Genomic DNA, 19,042 nt, shown 5'->3' with positions numbered 1-19,042 from the left:
TCCCCCTTGATGATGCCTCAGCCCTTGGCGGTCCGCTTGGTCTTTTTCGGATCGTCGAACGGCAAGGGCTGCGCCGTCGCCTTGATGGAGCCGCTCTTGTTGCGGATCTCGAGCTTGGTGTCCTTGACGGCGCAGTCGACATCGAGGCGCGCGATGCCCATCGATTTCTCGACCAGCGGCGAATACATGGCGCAAGTGACCACGCCGACCTTTTTGCCGTCGCGGTAGACAGGCGCGCCTTCGTCGGCCGGCTCCTTGCCGTCGAGCAGGACACCATAGATCTTGAAGCGCTCCTTGCCCTTCAGCCGATAGTGTTCCTCGGCACCGCGGAAGCCGGTCTTGCCGGGGCTGACGGTGAAGTCGAGGCCGAGTTCCCACAGCGTGTCGCCGGGGCCTTCGTTCTCGAACGGATACCTTTGGGAATTATCGTAGGGGTAGAAGAGCAGGTAGCTCTCGACGCGCAGCATGTCGAGCGTGGTGAAGCGGCACGGAATGATGCCGGCGCTCTTGCCCTCCTCGAGGATCCTGTCCCAGATCGTGCCGGCATCCTGGCCGCGGCAGAAGATCTCGTAGCCGCGCTCGCCGGTGTAGCCGGTGCGCGAGATCATCACCGGGAAACCGAAGAGCTGCGTGTGCATATGATGGAAGTAGTTGAGATCGCGGATGCCGGGCACGTGCTTGGCAAGGTAGTCGACGGCGGTCGGTCCCTGCAGCGACAGGTCATGCAGATTGTCGTCGAAGCGCAGCGAAACATCGCGGCCCATCGCCGCCCGCTGCAGTTCCTCGTGGCCGGTGCCGGAGCCGTGCACGACCATCCAGGAGTTCGGGCTGATGCGATAGAGGATGCAGTCGTCCGTGAATTTTCCGGCTTCGTTCAGCATGCAGGCATAGGCCGACTTGCCGGGATAGATCTTTTCGACGTCGCGCGTCGTGGCGAGGTCGATGAGATGCGAAGCGTGCGGCCCGGTGATGTGGACCTTCTTAAGGCCGGAGACGTCCATGAGCCCGGCCTTGGTGCGGATCGCGACATATTCCGCGTCGGCATCCTTGTCGTAAGTCCAGGCGGTGCCCATGCCGCTCCAGTCCTCGAGTTTCGAGCCGAGCGCGCGATGGCGATCCGCCAGGGTCGAGAATCTCCAGGATGCCGTCATCCGATCGTCCTCCGTGCGATTTAAGTCGTTGCCGTTCCCTGCTCCTGCTTGGTGGCGGAGCTTGGTCGAATATTGACCGCAAACGGCGAAGCCCTGCAATCCCCTTGAAGCAAATAATTTCATTGTCAGGCAAATTTCTTGACCTGAACAAACGGTTTACGATGCGTAAATCCGGCTTGACAATTTCGGGAATCGAGCGGAATTTATGAAAAAAATTTCACTCTGTTGAAAGAGTGGACGCCCGGTCGGTTGCGTGGCCGGACGTCGCCAGAAGGGGAAAACCGATGTCCGACATGCAGCAGCGCATCGAAGCGCTGTACCGTTCCGACGTGCGTGGGTCCGTGCTCCTGATCGTCTGCCTGTGGGCAACGATCCTCTTCGTCCTCCTGATGACATGGCCATACATTCCGCACAGCGGCATCAAGCTCGTGGTGGCGGTTGCAGCCGCCGCGGTGCTGATTTTCAACACCGCCGCGATCCTCGCCATGCTCAACCACTACAAGGAAGACAAGGACTTCATCTACGGGCTCGACATCAAGAACGCCGACGCCGCCCGCAACCGTCAATCCTGAAGGGAGAAACCATGGCCCGCTATACCCCGCCGGAGCAAAGCAAGGCCGGACAGGTCTTCGACATCGCGGTCGTGGTGGTCGCAATCTTCGTGGCGCTCTGGCTGCCGCTGAAACTCGGCTTTGCCGGGGCGGCGAAGTCGATCGACGCGCTTGACGCCAAGACCTGGGACGCGCTCGGCCAGAACGCGACCATGGCCTCGATCTGGGAGAAGCTGGGCTACACGCCGGAGACGGCGCACGACATCATCCAGAACCGCTTCCACTACATCATCGACTGGCCGACGCTGATCATCATGGCGATCGTGCTGATCGCCTATTTCGTCTTCCTGTTCCGCGCCTCCGATAAGGAATATCGCGAGGTCATCAACGAGAAGTTCGACGACAAGTAAACTTCGACGACAAAGAGACTTTCGACGACAAAGAGACTTCGACGACAAAGAGTCCGGGGAAAACATCATGTGGATGGGACTGTCTTACGTTTGCTGGGCCATCTCGGCCGTGCTTGCGCTGTGGATGCTCTACGACTGGTTCAAGGTCGATACGACCTATTCCGAGGAGACTCTGACGTCTTCCCGTGAAGGTGAACTTGAAGCCGTTTCCGAAAAACACCGGATCTGAGTGGGGACTGACATGACGGCTGCGGTTGAAACGGCACAAACGACGACAATCCACGGCGACAGGGTCTCGCTGCTTCGGGTGCTCGGCCCGGCGCATGTGTGGGCGCTGGGCGTCGGCATCGTGCTGGTCGGCGAGTTCACCGGCTGGAATTTCTCCGCCGACAAGGGCGGCGCGCTCGCCGCGCTGATCGTCTGCTGGGTGGTCGGACTGCTCTACACCTCGGTCGCCATGATCGATTCGGAGGTGACGTCCACCGTCGCAGCCGCCGGCGGCCAGTATGCGCAAGCCAAGCATATCGTCGGGCCGCTGATGGCCTTCAACGTCGCGCTGTTCCTGGTGTTCGCCTACACCATGCTGGAAGTGTCGGACGCGATCCTGCTCGGCGACACGATCGTCGCCAAGGCCGGCGTCGAGGGGCTGACGCACAACTCCTTCATCGCCGCCACCATCGTCGTGCTCGCCTGGCTCAACTATCGCGGCGTGCTGATGACGCTCAACGTCAATTTCGTCATCACCGCGATCGCCTATGTCTCGATCGTGATCCTGTTCTTCTCCGTCAGCCCGTGGACGCAAGGCGCGGTGCTGAAGCTCAACGAGCTGGTCACGCCCGGCAACGCCCTGCCCTATGGCTGGATCGGCGTCATTGCCGCCTTCCAGTTCGGCATCTGGTATTATCTCGGCATCGAGGGCACGACGCAGGCGGCCGAGGAAGTGCGCTCGCCGGCGCGCTCGCTGCCTTACGGCACTATGGCCGGCATGATCACGCTTCTGATCGCCGCCGCGATGACCTGGTATGTCTGCGCCTCGCTGATGCCCTGGGAATATCTCGGCATCACCTATTATCCGCTATGGGACGCCGGCAAACTGACGGGCAGCCCGCTGCTCGAAAACCTGCTCTTCATCGCGACGCTGCTGGCCGCGCTCGCGTCGGCCAATGGCTGCATCAACGACGCGGCGCGCGCCTGGTTCTCGCTCGGCCGCGACCGCTATCTGCCGAGCTGGTTCTCGGCGGTGCATCCGAAATACCGCACGCCCTATCGCTCGATCCTGTTCCTGCTGCCGATCGCGCTGGCCTTCGCCTTCATCGCCGATCTCAACCAGGCGATCACCTTCTCGATCCTGTCGGGCGTGCTGCAATACACCTTCATGAGCATCAACATCATGATGTTCCGCAAGAAGTGGCCGCTGGGTTCGATCCGCCGCGGCTACACGCACCCCTTCCACCCGCTGCCCGCGATCGTGCTGTTCTGCCTGTGCATGGTGACGTTCTTCGCCATCTTCCTCGGCTTCGGCTCGCAGTTGATCGCGATGACGGTGTTCTATTTCCTGATTTCGCTGTGGTTCCACTTCTACCGCTACAAGTTCGTGCGGCGCGGCGACCAGTTCTCCATGCCGTGGCCGAAGCCGCAGGGTTATTGAGTGGAGTGAAGGCCCGCCTTTCGATGGCGGGCCGTGGCGTGTCGCGATGTCCGAGCTGACGTCAGTATTGCTTACCGGGGCGATCGCACTGGGCGTCGTCGTCCATATCGCCTGGCTGGCGCGTGCCGGCCGCGACAGGGCGAAGGCTGCCTTGGCCGCCGATACGGCCAGCGTTCGCAGCGTCATTGCGGACGCCGCCGACATTTCCGACGGCACGGCCGGCGTCGTCACCTGGGCCGGTTCCTGGAACGGCCAGCGCGTCCAGCTGCGCACCATCGTCGACACGCTGGCGACACGAAAGCTGCCGACACGCTGGCTCAGCGTTTCGATCACCGAGCCGGTCGCGGTGCCGGGTACGTTCGACATGATGATGCGGCCGAATTCGGCGACGACGTTTTCCAATTTCGATCATCTTGCGCACACGCTGCCGAAGGTGCTCGGCTTTCCCGCCGACGCAGTGCTCAGGACGGACCGCAAGGGCGTCGCTTTCCCGCAGGACCTGATCGCCGCGCATACCGGCATTTTTGCCGAAAGTCGCGCCAAGGAATTGCTGGTCACGCCGAACGGCGTGCGCATCGTCTGGCTGCTGGCGGAGGCCGAACGCGCCCGCTACGGCGTGTTCCGGCAGGCGGCGTTCGGCGATACCAGGATCGATCCTGCCTCGATCGAACGCCTGCTCGCGGTGGCCTCGGGCCTGCGCGAAGCCATCAACCGGCGCGAAAGGCAGGCAGCATGACCGACGAGACCGCTTCCTCCGCCCCGGCCAATCCGTATCTCGTGCTCGGCGCGGCGATCGTTTTGCCGGCAAGCGGCCATGTCATGCTCGGCGTGCCGGCGCGCGGCCTGCAGTTCCTGTTCTTCATGGTGATCCTTGGTTGGATAACGACCAAGCTGGCGCCGGCCGAAGCCGGCTTCATCGGCCGCCATGCCGGCGGTTTCCTGATCTATGCCCTCTCGATCCTCGACGCCTACAGGATGGCGCGCATCCGCCACGCGATCTGGGTTCACAAGGCGCGTCCGGACGGCGATAGTGCCGAAGGTGATGTGCCGTCGAATATATAACGACAGGAAAATTTCTTTCATACCAATTGAATTTGGCCAACTCATTGGGTACATCATCTGAGAGCCAAAAAACGCCGGAGGCTGGCATGTGCGGAATCGTCGGACTTTTCTTGAAGGACAAGGCGCTGGAGCCGAAGCTCGGCGCGATGCTGTCGGAGATGCTGGTGTCGCTCAGCGACCGCGGCCCGGACAGTGCCGGCATCGCCATCTATGGCGCCCCTTCCAAGAATGAAGCCAAGATCACCATCCAGTCGGCCAAGCCGGAGCGCGATTTCCGCGGCCTCGATGTCGAGCTCGCCAAGGCGATCGGCGCTCCCGTCAGTCTTGCCACGAAATCCACCCACGCCGTCATCCGTACCGCGCCTGACAAGGTCGACGCCGCGCGCGAGGCGCTGCAGACGCTGCGGCCCGACATCCGCATCATGGGCGCCGGCGAAGCAGTCGAGATTTACAAGGAAGTCGGCCTGCCGGAAGCCGTCGTCGATCGCTTCGACGTGCGCTCCATGACCGGCACCCACGGCATCGGCCACACCCGCATGGCGACGGAATCGGCGGTGACGACGATGGGGGCGCATCCGTTCTCGACCGGCGCCGACCAGTGCCTGGTGCACAATGGCTCGCTCTCCAACCACAACAATGTGCGCCGAGAGCTGATCCGCGACGGCATGACCTTCGAGACGGAGAACGACACCGAAGTGGCGGCCGCCTATCTGTCCAACCGCATGGCGCACGGCAAGAATCTCGGCGAGGCGCTGGAAGGCACGCTCTCCGACCTCGACGGCTTCTTCACCTTCGTCGTCGGCACCAAGAACGGCTTCGGCGTGGTGCGCGATCCGATCGCCTGCAAGCCCGCCGTCATGGCCGAGACCGACCAGTATGTCGCCTTCGGCTCCGAATATCGCGCGCTGACCAAGCTTCCCGGCATCGACAATGCGCGGGTCTGGGAACCCGAGCCCGCAACCGTTTATTTCTGGGAGCACTGAGCCGATGCCGGCAACCATAATGTCGAAAGCCGAGCGGGATCAGAGCCATGCGAGGGTCTTCGACCTCTCGCAACAGTCGCTGCGCGAACTGAACCAGGCGCTGCACAAGCTCACGCCCGGCTCCAACGAGACCGCCTGGGAAGTGCTCAACCCCAAGGGCAGCCACTCTGTGGCGGTCGGCGTCGACCAGCCGGTCAGCATCGATGTGCGCGGCAGCGTCGGCTATTACTGCGCCGGCATGAATGACGGCGCCGCGATCACCGTGCACGGCTCTGCCGGTCCCGGCGTCGGCGAGAACATGATGTCAGGCTCGATCGTCATCAAGGGCGACGCCAGCCAGTATGCCGGCGCCACCGGCCGCGGCGGCCTGCTGGTCATCGAAGGCAACGCCTCGTCGCGTTGCGGCATTTCGATGAAGGGTATCGACATCGTCGTGCACGGCAATATCGGCCACATGTCGGCCTTCATGGCACAGTCCGGCAATCTGGTCGTGCTGGGCGATGCCGGCGATGCGCTGGGCGATTCCATCTACGAGGCGCGGCTCTTCGTGCGCGGCAAGGTCGAAAGCCTCGGCGCCGACTGCATCGCCAAGGAGATGCGGCCCGAGCATATCGAATTGCTGCAGGCCCTGCTCGACAAGGCCGGCGTGACCGGCGTCAAGGCCTCGGAGTTCAAGCGCTACGGCTCGGCCCGCAAACTCTACAATTTCAACATCGATAACGCCGACGCGTATTGAGGCAAGATGACCTACCGCAACCCGCCGACGACGCCGCGCAAATCTGCGACCTTCGACGACTACACGCTTTCCGAAATCCGCCGCGCGGCAGCAACCGGCATTTATGACATCCGCGGCGCCGGCGCCAAACGCAAGCTGCCGCATTTCGACGATCTGCTTTTCCTCGGCGCCTCGATCTCGCGCTATCCGCTCGAAGGCTATCGCGAGCGCTGCGACACCTCGGTGGTGCTCGGCTCGCGCCATGCCAGGAAGCCGATCGAGCTGAAGATCCCGATCACCATCGCCGGCATGAGTTTCGGATCGCTTTCCGGCCCGGCCAAGGAGGCGCTCGGACGCGGCGCCACGCTTTCCGGCACCTCGACCACGACCGGTGACGGCGGCATGACCGAGGAGGAACGCGGGCATTCGAAGCAACTGGTCTATCAGTATCTGCCGTCTCGCTACGGCATGAACCCGCGCGACCTGCGCCGCGCCGACGCCATCGAAGTGGTCGTCGGCCAGGGCGCGAAGCCGGGCGGCGGCGGCATGCTGCTCGGACAGAAGATCTCCGATCGCGTCGCCGAGATGCGCACCCTGCCCAAGGGCATCGACCAGCGCTCGGCCTCGCGCCATCCCGACTGGACCGGGCCGGACGATCTCGAAATCAAGATCCTCGAGCTGCGCGAGATCACCGACTGGGAAAAGCCGATCTACGTCAAGGTCGGCGGCGCCCGCCCCTACTATGACACCGCGCTCGCGGTGAAGGCCGGCGCCGATGTCGTGGTGGTCGACGGCATGCAGGGCGGCACGGCTGCCACCCAGGAAGTGTTCATCGAGAATGTCGGCCAGCCGACGCTTGCCTGCATCAGGCCGGCGGTGCAGGCGCTGCAAGACCTCGGCATGCACCGCAAGGTGCAACTGATCGTCTCGGGCGGCATCCGCAACGGCGCCGACGTCGCCAAGGCGCTGGCGCTCGGCGTCGACGCTGTGTCGATCGGAACGGCGGCGCTGGTCGCGCTCGGCGACAATGATCCCCGCTGGGAGGCGGATTACAGTGCGCTCGGCACCACGGCCGGCGCCTATGACGACTGGCACGAGGGTCGCGATCCGGCCGGCATCACCACGCAGGATCCCGAGCTGATGAAGCGGGTCGACCCGATCGCGGCCGGACGGCGGCTGGCGAACTACCTCAAGGTGATGACGCTCGAAGCGCAGACGATTGCCCGCGCCTGCGGCAAGAATAGTCTGCACAATCTCGAGCCAGAGGATCTCGTCGCGCTCTCGATCGAAGCCGCCGCCATGGCCGGCGTGCCTTTAGCCGGTACCAACTGGATACCGGGGAAGAACGGCTTCTAGGACAAACTTCCAAGACACATAAGCGAGGAACTACATAATGGGGAACGATCTCGCCGCATTCGCCAAGGAGAACGGCGTCAAATATTTCATGATCTCCTACACCGACCTGTTCAGCGGGCAGCGTGCCAAGCTGGTGCCGGCGCAGGCGATCGCCGACATGCAGAAGGACGGTGCAGGATTTGCCGGCTTCGCCACATGGCTCGACCTGACGCCAGCGCATCCGGACATGCTGGCGGTGCCGGATCCGGCTTCGGTCATCCAACTACCGTGGAAGAAGGACGTCGCCTGGGTAGCCGCCAACTGCATCATGGACGACAAAGAGGTGAACCAGGCGCCGCGCAACACGCTGAAGCGGCTGATCGACGAAGCCGCCCGCGACGGCATGCATGTCAAGACCGGCGTCGAGGCCGAGTTCTTCCTGATCTCGCCCGACGGCAAGGCGATCTCCGACGAATACGATACAGCCTCGAAACCCTGCTACGACCAGCAGGCGGTGATGCGGCGCTACGACGTCATCGCCGAGATCTGCGACCATATGCTGGCGCTGGGCTGGGGCCCGTACCAGAACGACCATGAGGACGCCAACGGCCAGTTCGAGATGAACTGGACGTTCGATCACGCGCTGGCGACCGCCGACAAGCACTCCTTCTTCAAGTTCATGGTCAAGTCGATCGCCGAAAAGCACGGCTTGCGCGCGACGTTCATGCCCAAGCCCTTCCAGGGCCTGACCGGCAATGGCTGCCATGCGCACATCTCGGTGTGGGACGAGACCGGCAAGACCAATGTCTTTGCCGACAATTCGGAAGAGCTCGGCCTGTCCGCCAAGGGCAGGAACTTCCTCGGCGGCATCATGAAGCACGCTTCGGCGCTTGCCGCGATCACCAACCCGACAGTGAATTCCTACAAGCGCATCAACGCGCCGCGCACCATTTCGGGCGCGACCTGGGCGCCGAACACGGTGACCTGGACCGGCAACAACCGCACGCACATGGTGCGCGTGCCCGGGCCTGGCCGTTTCGAATTGCGCCTGCCGGACGGCGCCGCCAATCCGTATTTGCTGCAGGCCGTCATCATCGCTGCCGGCCTCGACGGCATCCGCTCGAAGGCCGACCCCGGCAAGCGCTACGACATCGACATGTATCAGCTCGGCCATACCGTTACGGACGCGCCGAGACTGCCACTCAACCTGCTCGATGCGCTGCGCGAATTCGACAAGGACAAATCGCTCAAGGCGGCGCTGGGTGAGGAATTCTCGTCGGCATATCTAAAGCTGAAGCAGCAGGAATGGAATTCCTATGCTTCGCACTTCACGCAGTGGGAACGCGATCACACGCTGGATATCTGATATCTCGGCGGTGCGAGCGACCTCGGAATGAACTGATGAAATATTCGATCTTCTCGCTCGCCCGCGCCGCTCTCTCCGGCCACAAGAATTGGAAGCCGACCTGGCGCGACGCAGCGCCCAAGGATCGCTATGACGTGGTGATCATTGGCGGCGGCGGCCATGGCCTCGCCACCGCCTGGTTCCTCGCCAGCGAGTTCGGCATCCGCAATGTCGCGGTGCTGGAAAAAGGGTGGATCGGCTCCGGCAATGCCGGCCGCAACACCACCATCATCCGCTCCAATTACGGCCTGCCCGGCAACACCGGCTTCTACGAATTGTCGATGAAGCTGTGGGAGCGGATGGAGCAGGACCTCAACTACAACGCGATGGTCAGCCAGCGCGGCGTGCTCAACCTCTATCACTCCGACGCGCAGCGCGACGCTTTCGCCCGACGCGGCAACACCATGCGCATCAACGGCATCGATGCGGAGCTGCTCGACCAGGCGGCGCTCAGGAAAATGCTGCCGTTCCTGAATTTCGACAATGCGCGTTTCCCCGTGCAAGGCGGGCTGCTGCAGCGGCGCGGCGGCACGGCGCGGCATGACGCCGTGGTGTGGGGCTACGCGCATGCGGCGAGCGAACTCGGCGTCGACATCATCCAGAATTGCGAGGTTACCGGCTTCACGCGCGACGCCAATGGCAAGGTGACCGGCGTCGAGACCTCACGCGGCAAGATCGGCGCCGGCAAGGTCGGCATGGCGGTGGCGGGTTCTTCCTCGCGCGTCGCGGCCATGGCTGGCCTGCGTCTGCCGATCGAAAGCCATGTGTTGCAGGCCTTCGTCTCCGAAGCGATCAAGCCGCTCATCCCCGGCGTCATGACCTTCGGCGCCGGACACTTCTATGTCAGCCAGTCGGACAAGGGCGGGCTGGTCTTCGGCGGCGACATCGACGGCTACAATTCCTATGCCCAGCGCGGCAATCTGCCGGTCATGGAAGATGTCTGCGAAGGCGGCATGGCGCTGATCCCGATGATCGGCCGCGTGCGGCTTCTGCGCCAGTGGGGCGGCATCATGGACATGTCGATGGACGGCACGCCGATCATCGACAAGAGCCCGGTGGACGGCCTCTACATCAATGCAGGCTGGTGCTATGGCGGCTTCAAGGCGACGCCCGGCTCGGGCTTGGTCTTCGCCCACCTCATCGCCCGCGATCAATCGCACAAGGAAGCCGCGCTTTTCCGCCTCGACCGCTTCCAGCGCGGCGCCATGATCGACGAGAAGGGCCAGGGCGCCCAACCGAACCTGCATTAGAGATAGAGCACGATGTTATCCAAAAACCGCTCCACACTTTTTGGCATCATGCTCTGAGGACAGCCGGAAACCGATGCGCATTACCTGTCCCTTCTGCGGCGAACGCGAACTCGGCGAGTTCACCTATCTCGGCGACGCCAAGCCGCAACGTCCCGCGGCCGATGCCGGCGAGGACGCCGTCTACGATTATGTCTACCTGCGCGACAACATCGCCGGCATGATGAGCGAGCACTGGTACCATGGCGGCGGCTGCCGGGCCTGGCTGAAGGTCACCCGCAACACGCTGACGCATGAGATTTCGGCCGTCGAGCCGGCGGCGGGCGCCGGTGCCTCCAAGGTTGGTGCGTGATGCGCGGCAATCAGGCAAACCGGCTGAACAATGGCGGTCTCATCGATCGCTCGGCCCCGCTCAATTTCCGCTTCGACGGCAAGACGTTCTCGGGCTTCAAGGGTGACACGCTGGCGTCCGCGCTGGTCGCCAACGGCGTCAAGCTCGTCGGCCGCTCGTTCAAGTATCACGGCCCGCGCGGCATCCTGACTGCTGGGTCGGAAGAGCCGAACGCGCTGGTCGAATTGCGCAGCGGCGCGAGGCGCGAGGCTAACACAAAGGCGACGACGGCCGAACTCTATGAGGGCCTCGAGGCAGCCAGCCAGAACCGCTGGCCGTCGCTCAATTTCGACGTGATGTCGGTCAACCAGCTGTTCGCGCCGATCTTCGTCGCCGGCTTCTACTACAAGACCTTCATGTGGCCGGCGAAGTTCTGGGAGGCGATCTACGAGCCGGCTATCCGGCGCGCCGCCGGTCTCGGCCGCGCAGCGCAGGTTTCCGACCCCGACCACTATGACAAGGCCTGGGCGCATTGCGACGTGGTGATCGCCGGTTCCGGCCCGGCGGGCCTGGCGGCAGCGCTTGCCGCCGCGCGCTGCGGCGCGCGCGTCATCCTGTGCGAGGAGGATTTCGTCCTCGGCGGCCGCCTGCTCGCCGATGGCGGTATGATCGACGGATTGCCGGCCGCCGAATGGGTCGCGCGCGCGGTTGCCGAACTGGCGGCGATGCCGGATGTGCGCGTCATGACGCGCACGACACTGTTCGGCGTCTATGACGGTGGCACCTATGGTGCGATCGAGCGCGTCAACGACCATCTGCCGGTGCCGCCGGAACATCAGGTGCGCCAGCGGCTGTGGCGCGTCGTGGCCAAGCGCTGCGTGGTCGCGGCCGGATCGATCGAACGTCCGATCGTCTTTGCCGGCAACGACACGCCCGGCGTGATGATGGCGTCGGCCATGCGCAGCTACATCAACCGCTACGCCGCCACGCCGTCCCGGCGGATCGCGCTGTTCACCAACAACGAGGATGGCTGGCGCACGGCCGAAACGGCGATCGCCGCCGGACTGCAGGTCGCGGCGGTGATCGATGCGCGGCCGGACGTTTCGCCGGCGCGTCGCTCGCTGGCCAGCAAGGGCGGCTTCCCCGTGCTGCACGGCGCCGTCAGCAGCGTCGATGGCGGCAAGGGCGGCGTGCGCAAGATCTCCGTGTCGCTGACCGGCGGCGCGCGCGCCGAGGTCGAGGCCGACGGGCTCGCCGTGTCCGGCGGCTGGAATCCGGCGGTCGGGCTCACCTCCTATCATCGCGGCCGGCCGAAATGGCGCGACGACATAGCCGCCTTCGTGCCGGACGGCGCGCCGCCCGGCATGGTCGCGGCGGGCGCGGCCAACGGCGCTTTCGGACTTGGCGCCTGCCTGCGCGAAGGGTTTGAAGCCGGCGCTGCCGCGGCACGCGATGCCGGACGCAGCGGCAATATCGGATCGATGCCGGTCGCCGACGACGAAGCCTTTTCGATCACCCCGCTCTGGCATGTCGCCGGCAAGGGCAAGGCCTTCGTCGACCAGCAGCACGACGTCACCGCTTCCGATGTCGAGCTGGCGCAGCGCGAGGGTTTTCAATCGGTCGAGCACCTGAAGCGCTACACGACGCTCGGCATGGCGACCGACCAGGGCAAGACCTCGAATGTCGCCGGCCTCGCCATCATGGCCGCGGTCAGCGGCAAATCCATTCCCGAGACCGGCACGACGATCTACCGGCCGCCTTACGTGCCGGTCGCCATCGGAGCCTTCGCCGGCCATCACCGCGACGAGAATTTCCATGCGACGCGGCTGACGCCGTCGCATCACTGGGCGGCCGAACAGGGCGCAGTGTTTGTCGACACCGGCCTTTGGAAGCGCGCGCAGTGGTACCCCCGCGCGGGCGAGAAGGACTGGCTGGAATCGGTCACCCGCGAGGTCAAGGCGGTGCGCAGCGGCGTCGGTTTCTGCGATGTCTCGACGCTGGGCAAGATCGATGTGCATGGGCCAGACGCCGGCACCTTCCTCGACCGCGTCTATATCAACGCCTTCTCCAGCCTTGCCGTCGGCAAGGCGCGCTACGGGCTGATGCTGCGCGAGGACGGCATCGTCTATGACGACGGCACGACCTCGCGGCTGGCCGAGGACCATTACTTTCTCACCACCACGACGGCGAAGGCCGGACTGGTGATGCAGCACCTGGAATTCTGCCGGCAGGTGCTGTTCCCCGAGCTCGACGTGCAGCTGACCTCGGTCTCCGACCAATGGGCGCAGTTCTCGATCGCCGGACCGAAGACGCGTGACCTGCTCAAGGAGATCGTCGATCCGGCCGAGGACCTGTCGAATGAAGGTTTCCCGTTCATGGGCGCGCGTGAGGTCAAGCTGCGCGGCGGCCAGAAGGCAAGGCTGTTCCGCATTTCCTTCTCCGGCGAGATGGCGTTCGAGATTTCGGTGCCGGCGCGTTACGGCGAGGCCATGGCGCGCAATCTGATGATCGCGGGAAAACCGTTTGGCGTGACGCCCTACGGCACCGAGGCGCTCGGCGTGATGCGCATCGAAAAGGGCCATGTCGCCGGACCGGAACTCAACGGCACCACCACGGCGGGCGATCTCGGCCTGGGCAAGATGATGTCGACCAAGAAGGATTTCATCGGCCGCGTCATGGCCGGCCGCGAGGCGCTGGTCGCGCCGAACCGGCAGGTGGTCGTCGGCATCAAGCCGACCGACAAGGCACGCCGCCTGCGCTCCGGCGCGCATATCATCCCGAAGGGCGAAACACCCGGCCCCGGCAGCGACCAGGGCTATGTCACCTCGGTCTGCTTCTCGCCGGTGCTCGACCAGTGGATCGGGCTCGGCCTTGTCGAGCGCGGGCGCGAGCGCATCGGCGAGATCGTGCGGGCGCATGATCCGCTGCGCGGCGAGGACTATGATGTCGAGCTCTGCAATTCCGTCTTCTACGATCCGGATGGAGGGCGCCAGCGTGGCTGATTTTTCCTGGGATGTCCGCAGCCCGCTCGACCGCGCGCTGGTCGCCGGCGCTTACGGCGCGCAAGGCGAAGCCGGCGTTTCGCTGACCGAGATCCGCAATTTCGACCTCGTGCAGGTCATGGCGCGGCGCGGCAAGGCTGCCAAGATGGCGAAGGCCGCAAAGACGCGCTTCGGCGTTGCCGCGCCGGAAACGCCCAGGGCGGTCGACGCGGCCGACGCGACACTGATCTGGTCGGGACCCGGCCAGTTCCTCGTGCTGTCCAAAGGCGGCAAGTACACGATGGATGGGCTTGCGCCTGTCTTTGCCGGCTCGGCCTCGCTGTCCGACCAGTCGCATGCGCGGGCGCTGATCAGCGTCTCTGGCGAGAAGGCGCGCGCGATGCTTGCGAAGCAGTCGTCGATCGATCTGCATCCGGATGTGTTCGGCGTCGGCGCGGCGGCTGCCACATCGATGGATCATACCAGCGTCACGCTGTGGCGCGGTGACGACCTGGCGGACGGACGCGCCGTGTTCAATCTCCTGGTGTTCGCGACCTTCGCGGAGAGCCTGTGGCACACGATTCTGGACTCGGCTGCCGAGTATGGCGTCACGATCAGCCATTCCGAAGAGTTGGCATAGCGACGCGCCTTTCCCTTCTCGCCTTGCCAAACGCCATCGCCCTGCTATTCTCTCAGCGAAAATAATTTTACACACAGGCAAACTTGTTTCTCGCTCGGAGGAGGGTTTGAGATGAGCCGGTCGCCCTACCCCGCCGTCCTGTCCGGACCGCCCCGTCCAAGCCTGATCCTGAGGCCCGGCCAGATCGCGCTGCCGCCGGGGATGGAACGCTATACCGTGCAGGGCAACGGCGCGGTGCTGATCGACGTCGAGGCCGGCGACAGCGTCAGCGTGACCAATGTCGAGGGTGGGCAGCCCTGCGAGCTTCTGGCCTGGGATACATCCGGCACGACCGATCCCGGCATTTTCGGAGAACGGTCGAACAGCAATGCAGCCGGCATCAAGGCGCTGCTCGCCGAGGGCGACGACAGCCTTTCGGCGCTGCGCCTCAGCCTCGAGCGTCGCAAGGTAGAGCTCGACCAGCCAAAGGCCGTGCGCGTGTTCGGCGGCGCCACGCCAGCCGGCACCGAGCAGAGCTTTTCCGTCCAGCGCGACGGCGCGCTGCTGATCGCGGCGCCTGGCGGGCCGATGCTGGTCGACGGCCACAACACGGCGACGCCGCTCACCGTCCTGGTGCGCCGCGCCACGATCCGGCTGAAGACCAGGTCGCAGCTTCCCGATCCGCTCGCCGATCCGGTGCTCGATCTCAGAGTGCATTCGGCGACCGCCGAATCCTATTTCGTCAAGGCCGGCGACTATCTGCAGATCATCGATGTCGATGGCCGGCAATGCACCGACTTCCAGTGTTTTTCGGCGCGCAAGCTGGACAAGGACCGCGACCTGCCGCTCGACGTGACGACGACCCGCACGCTGATGGGCTCGGCCTATCCGATGCCCGGCCTGCATTCGAAATATTACGACCAGGACATGGAGCCGCTGGTGGAGGTGGTGCAGGACACATGCGGCCGGCACGACGCCTTCGCGCTCGCCTGCGCCGCTAAATATTACGACGACATCGGCTATCCCGGTCACACCAACTGCTCGGAGAATTTCAACAAGGCGCTGGCAGACAAGGGTGTCACGCCCCGCGCCGGCTGGATGGCGATCAACTTCTTCTTCAACACGGCGATCGACGCGCATGGCGTGATGGTGTCGGACGAACCGTGGTCGCGGCCGGGCGACTACGTGCTCTTGAGGGCGCTCACCGACATCGTCTGCGTGTCCTCGGCCTGCCCGGACGACACGACGCCCGCCAATGGCTGGGACCTCACCGACATCCATGTGCGGACCTATTCCGGCCAGCACAAATTCTCGCGAGCGATCGCCAGACGCATGAAGCCCGACTCGGAACCGAAAATGACCCGCGAGACAGCCTTTCATTCGAGCTTTGCCAAGCACACGCGCGACTTCGTCGAATACAGGGGTTATTGGCTGGCCAATTCCTTCGCCAAGGAAGGGCCTATCGCCGAATACTGGGCCTGCCGGCAGGATGCCGTGATCATGGACCTGTCGCCGCTGCGCAAATTCGAGGTCACCGGCCCGGACTCCGAAGCGCTGCTGCAATACACGCTGACCCGCGACGTCAAGAAGCTTGGGGTCGGCCAGGTCGTCTATACCGCGATGTGCTACGAGCATGGCGGCATGATCGACGACGGGACGTTGCTCAGGCTCGGCAAGGATAATTTCCGCTGGGTCGGCGGCGACGATCTTTCCGGCGAATGGCTGCGCGAGACGGCGAAAAAACTCGGCCTCAACGTGCTGGTCCGCTCCTCCACCGACCAGATGCACAACATCGCCGTGCAGGGACCGAAGAGCCGCGACATATTGAAGGAAGTGGTCTGGACCTCGCCCGTGCAGCCATCGATCGGCGAGCTCGAATGGTTCCGCTTCGCCGTCGCGCGCATTGGCGGCGGCAACGGCATTCCGGTCGTGGTCTCGCGTACCGGCTATACGGGGGAGCTCGGTTACGAGATCTGGTGCCATCCGCGCGACGCCGAAAAAGTGTTCGACGCCGTCTGGGAGGCCGGCCAGCCGCACGGGCTGAAGCCGATGGGCCTGCAGGCGCTCGATATGGTGCGCATCGAGGCGGGACTGATCTTCGCCGGTTACGAATTCTCCGACCAGACCGATCCGTTCGAGGCCGGCATTGGCTTCACCGTGCCACTCAAGACCAAGGCCGACGACTTCATCGGCCGCGACGCGCTGATCCGGCGCAAGGAGCATCCGCAGCACAAGCTCGTCGGTCTCGACATCGATGCCAATGTCGCCGTCGGCCACGGCGACTGCGTCCATGTCGGCCGCGCCCAGATCGGCGTCGTCACCTCCGGCATGCGTTCGCCGGTGCTCGGCAAGACCATCGCGCTGGCATGGCTAGACGTCACTCACGCCGAGATCGGCACGGAGGTCGAGATCGGCAAGCTCGACGGCCATGCCAAGCGGCTGCCGGCGCGTGTCGTCGCCTTCGCCCATTACGATCCGCAGAAGACCAAACCGCGTTCCTAAAGCTGGGTTTCTGAAAGCCTCCCGAGGCGGATCCGACCCTCGCCGGCCGCCACCGGCGGCGGTCGGGTCAATGTTTCGCAAGCGTAATGTGCATGACATTCACAAAACGCTTGACGCGAAAGCGCGCCGGATCAATCTTCACTCTTAAGAAAAAAATACGACTGAGTGGAAACACGACGGGTCGACGCTGATTTGCCGGGGAGCAAGCTTCGCGAGAGCCGAAGCGTCGCTGGCGGGGAACAACAAAAAGGGGAAGACACAAGATATGAGCACGATAAGCACGGCCCTCGAGCAGCCTGCCGAAAGCAAGCTGCTCAGGCATATCGACTGGCGTGGCGCCTTCTGGGTGGCAAGCGGCGTTCCAGCGCTGGTCCTGTTCTCGATCGGCGGCATTGCCGGGACGACCGGAAAGCTCGCCTTCCTGATCTGGACGGTGTCCATGATCATGGGTTTCCTGCAATCCTTCACCTACGCCGAGATCGCCGGCCTGTTTCCGAACAAGTCGGGCGGAGCCTCGATCTACGGCGCGACGGCCTGGTTGCGCTACTCGAAATTCATCGCGCCGCTGTCGGTGTGGTGCAACTGGTTCGCCTGGACGCCGGTGCTGTCGCTCGGCTGCTCGATCGCGGCCGCCTATATCCTCAATGCGCTGGCACCGGTGCCGATCTTCACCGACACCTCGCCGGAAGTGATCGCCTATATCGCCGCGCATGCCGGAACCGCACCCGCCGACGCGATCGCCGCGGTCACGGCCGCCGCGACGCCGGCGATCCGCACATGGTCGCTGTGGGGCCACACGCTCGGCCCGGTGTCGTTCACCTTCAACGCCACCTTCTTCATCGGCGCGGTGCTGATGCTGATCATCTTCTCGATCCAGCATCGCGGCATCCTCGGCACGGCCAGTGTGCAGAAATACATCGGCCTTCTGGTCATCATCCCGATGCTGATCGTCGGCGTCGTGCCGATCTTCACCGGCCAGATCGACTGGGCGAACTTCTCGCCGCTGGTGCCGTTGGCGGCCGCCTACGCGCCCGACCCGGGTTCGTGGAACATCGCCGGCTGGACGCTGGCGCTGGGCGGCATGTTCATCGCGGCATGGTCGACCTACGGCTTCGAGACGGCCGTCTGCTACACATCGGAGTTCAAGAACCCCGGCACCGACACGTTCAAGGCGATCTTCTATTCCGGCCTGCTCTGCATGCTGCTGTTCATCCTGGTGCCCTTCACCTTCCAGGGCGTGCTCGGCCTGAACGGCATGCTGGCGACGCCGATCGTCGACGGCTCGGGCGTCGCCGACGCGCTGGCCGGCATGGTCGGCGGCGGCAAGATCATCCACAGCCTGCTGGTCATGCTGATGATCCTGGCCCTGGTGCTCTGCATCATGACGGCGATGGCCGGCTCCTCGCGCACGCTCTACCAGGGTTCGGTCGACGGCTGGCTGCCGCGCTATCTCAGCCACGTCAACGAGCATGGCGCGCCAACGCGGGCGATGTGGACCGACCTCTGCTTCAACCTGATCGTGCTGGCCATCGCCTCGGCCGACGCGACGAGCTTCTTCTTCATCCTCGCGGTGTCGAATTGCGGCTACATCATCTTCAACTTCCTCAACCTCAACGCCGGCTGGATCCATCGCATCGACAACGGCCACATCAACCGCCCCTGGAAGGCGCCGACCTGGCTGCTCGGCATCGGCGCGATCTTCGCCTATGTCAACGCCATCTTCATGGGCGCCGGCGCCAAGGTGTGGAACCCGATGGCGCTGTGGGCCGGCCTGATCACCGCTGCCTTGATCATCCCGGTGTTCTGCTTCCGCCACTACATCCAGGACAAGGGCAAGTTCCCCGATCACATGCTGGCCGACCTCGGCATGGCGGGCGCCGACCTCTCGGTCAAGAAAGCGGGCATGCTGCCTTACCTGACGCTGATCGCCGGCGTGGCGGTGATGCTGATCGCCAACTGGGTGTTCGTCATCTGACATGGCAACCTGAAAGAGACGGGCGCGCCTCGGCGCGCCCGTTTCATTTCATTTGGCGCCAGTAAGCGAAGACTGACCGGCGCATGGCGTCGTCGAGACGTGGTTGCCCGTACATGCAGATCATCCG

Annotated in this window: 17 protein-coding genes; 16 read left to right on the top strand and 1 reads right to left on the bottom strand. The window is 64.2% G+C overall.

What is annotated here, in order from left to right; translation table 11 throughout:
- Positions 1-17: 17 nt before the first annotated feature.
- On the bottom strand, positions 18-1,151 hold the full coding sequence (locus tag FJ418_RS20180; RefSeq protein WP_140857469.1) for an aminomethyltransferase family protein: 1,134 nt from the start codon (positions 1,149-1,151) through the stop codon (positions 18-20).
- 284 nt (positions 1,152-1,435) lie between these two features.
- Here FJ418_RS20180 and FJ418_RS20175 point away from each other — a divergent pair, with 284 nt between their 5' ends.
- The 16 genes from FJ418_RS20175 (at position 1,436) to FJ418_RS20100 (ending at position 18,915) form a co-directional block, all read left to right on the top strand.
- Positions 1,436-1,723: a hypothetical protein gene (locus FJ418_RS20175; RefSeq protein WP_095768768.1), complete on the top strand. Its 288-nt coding sequence runs from the start codon at positions 1,436-1,438 to the stop codon at positions 1,721-1,723.
- An 11-nt stretch (positions 1,724-1,734) separates the two neighbouring features.
- Positions 1,735-2,112, top strand: a complete 378-nt coding sequence (locus FJ418_RS20170; RefSeq protein ID WP_140645121.1) for a hypothetical protein — start codon at positions 1,735-1,737, stop codon at positions 2,110-2,112.
- A gap of 67 nt (positions 2,113-2,179) precedes the next feature.
- Positions 2,180-2,341 (top strand): hypothetical protein, encoded by a 162-nt coding sequence (locus tag FJ418_RS20165; RefSeq protein WP_140657747.1) that lies wholly within the window; start codon positions 2,180-2,182, stop codon positions 2,339-2,341.
- A gap of 12 nt (positions 2,342-2,353) precedes the next feature.
- Entirely contained in the window at positions 2,354-3,760 is a 1,407-nt protein-coding gene (locus FJ418_RS20160; RefSeq protein ID WP_095768771.1) for an APC family permease, read from the top strand.
- A gap of 46 nt (positions 3,761-3,806) precedes the next feature.
- Positions 3,807-4,496 carry a hypothetical protein gene (locus FJ418_RS20155; RefSeq protein WP_181167004.1) on the top strand — a complete coding sequence of 230 codons (690 nt, stop codon included), beginning with the start codon at positions 3,807-3,809 and terminating at the stop codon, positions 4,494-4,496.
- Positions 4,493-4,822 carry a hypothetical protein gene (locus tag FJ418_RS20150; protein ID WP_140868606.1) on the top strand — a complete coding sequence of 110 codons (330 nt, stop codon included), beginning with the start codon at positions 4,493-4,495 and terminating at the stop codon, positions 4,820-4,822. The genes FJ418_RS20155 and FJ418_RS20150 overlap by 4 nt, the downstream gene beginning before the upstream one ends.
- An 86-nt stretch (positions 4,823-4,908) precedes the next feature.
- Positions 4,909-5,805 carry a glutamine amidotransferase family protein gene (locus FJ418_RS20145; RefSeq protein WP_140645125.1) on the top strand — a complete coding sequence of 299 codons (897 nt, stop codon included), beginning with the start codon at positions 4,909-4,911 and terminating at the stop codon, positions 5,803-5,805.
- Positions 5,806-5,809: 4 nt separating this feature from the next.
- Positions 5,810-6,541, top strand: coding sequence for a GXGXG domain-containing protein (locus FJ418_RS20140; protein WP_140868603.1), 732 nt, complete (start codon positions 5,810-5,812; stop codon positions 6,539-6,541).
- A 6-nt stretch (positions 6,542-6,547) separates the two neighbouring features.
- Positions 6,548-7,876, top strand: a complete 1,329-nt coding sequence (locus FJ418_RS20135) for an FMN-binding glutamate synthase family protein (RefSeq protein ID WP_140785352.1) — start codon at positions 6,548-6,550, stop codon at positions 7,874-7,876.
- 37 nt (positions 7,877-7,913) lie between these two features.
- Entirely contained in the window at positions 7,914-9,221 is a 1,308-nt protein-coding gene (gene glnT, locus FJ418_RS20130; protein WP_140785353.1) for a type III glutamate--ammonia ligase, read from the top strand.
- Positions 9,222-9,256: 35 nt separating this feature from the next.
- Positions 9,257-10,510 carry a sarcosine oxidase subunit beta family protein gene (locus tag FJ418_RS20125; RefSeq protein WP_140785354.1) on the top strand — a complete coding sequence of 418 codons (1,254 nt, stop codon included), beginning with the start codon at positions 9,257-9,259 and terminating at the stop codon, positions 10,508-10,510.
- Positions 10,511-10,583: 73 nt separating this feature from the next.
- The gene (locus tag FJ418_RS20120) at positions 10,584-10,859 is read left to right on the top strand and encodes a sarcosine oxidase subunit delta (RefSeq protein ID WP_140868599.1); all 276 of its coding nucleotides are present in this window, start codon (positions 10,584-10,586) and stop codon (positions 10,857-10,859) included.
- On the top strand, positions 10,859-13,840 hold the full coding sequence (locus tag FJ418_RS20115; protein WP_140868596.1) for a sarcosine oxidase subunit alpha: 2,982 nt from the start codon (positions 10,859-10,861) through the stop codon (positions 13,838-13,840). The genes FJ418_RS20120 and FJ418_RS20115 overlap by 1 nt, the downstream gene beginning before the upstream one ends.
- A complete protein-coding gene (locus FJ418_RS20110) occupies positions 13,833-14,459 on the top strand; it encodes a sarcosine oxidase subunit gamma family protein (RefSeq protein ID WP_140868593.1) in 627 nt (208 codons plus the stop codon). The genes FJ418_RS20115 and FJ418_RS20110 overlap by 8 nt, the downstream gene beginning before the upstream one ends.
- A 111-nt stretch (positions 14,460-14,570) precedes the next feature.
- Entirely contained in the window at positions 14,571-16,940 is a 2,370-nt protein-coding gene (locus tag FJ418_RS20105; RefSeq protein WP_140868590.1) for an aminomethyltransferase family protein, read from the top strand.
- Positions 16,941-17,205: 265 nt separating this feature from the next.
- Positions 17,206-18,915: an APC family permease gene (locus FJ418_RS20100; RefSeq protein ID WP_140868587.1), complete on the top strand. Its 1,710-nt coding sequence runs from the start codon at positions 17,206-17,208 to the stop codon at positions 18,913-18,915.
- Positions 18,916-19,042: the final 127 nt, after the last annotated feature.

The sequence above is a fragment of the Mesorhizobium sp. B2-8-3 genome (genome assembly GCF_006440815.1).
Classification (GTDB): Bacteria; Pseudomonadota; Alphaproteobacteria; order Rhizobiales; family Rhizobiaceae; genus Mesorhizobium.
Note: the sequence above shows the minus strand (reverse complement) of the source record. Positions and strands in the feature narration are given on the sequence as shown.

Bases quoted from the DNA above. Each gene is read 5' to 3' on its own strand.
- FJ418_RS20120 (WP_140868599.1), top strand. From the start codon at position 10,584: ATGCGCATTACCTGTCCCTTCTGCGGCGAACGCGAACTCGGCGAGTTC.
- FJ418_RS20145 (WP_140645125.1), top strand. From the start codon at position 4,909: ATGTGCGGAATCGTCGGACTTTTCTTGAAGGACAAGGCGCTGGAGCCG.
- FJ418_RS20160 (WP_095768771.1), top strand. From the start codon at position 2,354: ATGACGGCTGCGGTTGAAACGGCACAAACGACGACAATCCACGGCGAC.
- FJ418_RS20135 (WP_140785352.1), top strand. From the start codon at position 6,548: ATGACCTACCGCAACCCGCCGACGACGCCGCGCAAATCTGCGACCTTC.
- glnT (WP_140785353.1), top strand. From the start codon at position 7,914: ATGGGGAACGATCTCGCCGCATTCGCCAAGGAGAACGGCGTCAAATAT.
- FJ418_RS20175 (WP_095768768.1), top strand. From the start codon at position 1,436: ATGTCCGACATGCAGCAGCGCATCGAAGCGCTGTACCGTTCCGACGTG.
- FJ418_RS20180 (WP_140857469.1), bottom strand. From the start codon at position 1,151: ATGACGGCATCCTGGAGATTCTCGACCCTGGCGGATCGCCATCGCGCG.
- FJ418_RS20125 (WP_140785354.1), top strand. From the start codon at position 9,257: ATGAAATATTCGATCTTCTCGCTCGCCCGCGCCGCTCTCTCCGGCCAC.
- FJ418_RS20140 (WP_140868603.1), top strand. From the start codon at position 5,810: ATGCCGGCAACCATAATGTCGAAAGCCGAGCGGGATCAGAGCCATGCG.
- FJ418_RS20170 (WP_140645121.1), top strand. From the start codon at position 1,735: ATGGCCCGCTATACCCCGCCGGAGCAAAGCAAGGCCGGACAGGTCTTC.
- FJ418_RS20150 (WP_140868606.1), top strand. From the start codon at position 4,493: ATGACCGACGAGACCGCTTCCTCCGCCCCGGCCAATCCGTATCTCGTG.
- FJ418_RS20105 (WP_140868590.1), top strand. From the start codon at position 14,571: ATGAGCCGGTCGCCCTACCCCGCCGTCCTGTCCGGACCGCCCCGTCCA.
- FJ418_RS20155 (WP_181167004.1), top strand. From the start codon at position 3,807: ATGTCCGAGCTGACGTCAGTATTGCTTACCGGGGCGATCGCACTGGGC.
- FJ418_RS20115 (WP_140868596.1), top strand. From the start codon at position 10,859: ATGCGCGGCAATCAGGCAAACCGGCTGAACAATGGCGGTCTCATCGAT.
- FJ418_RS20100 (WP_140868587.1), top strand. From the start codon at position 17,206: ATGAGCACGATAAGCACGGCCCTCGAGCAGCCTGCCGAAAGCAAGCTG.
- FJ418_RS20165 (WP_140657747.1), top strand. From the start codon at position 2,180: ATGTGGATGGGACTGTCTTACGTTTGCTGGGCCATCTCGGCCGTGCTT.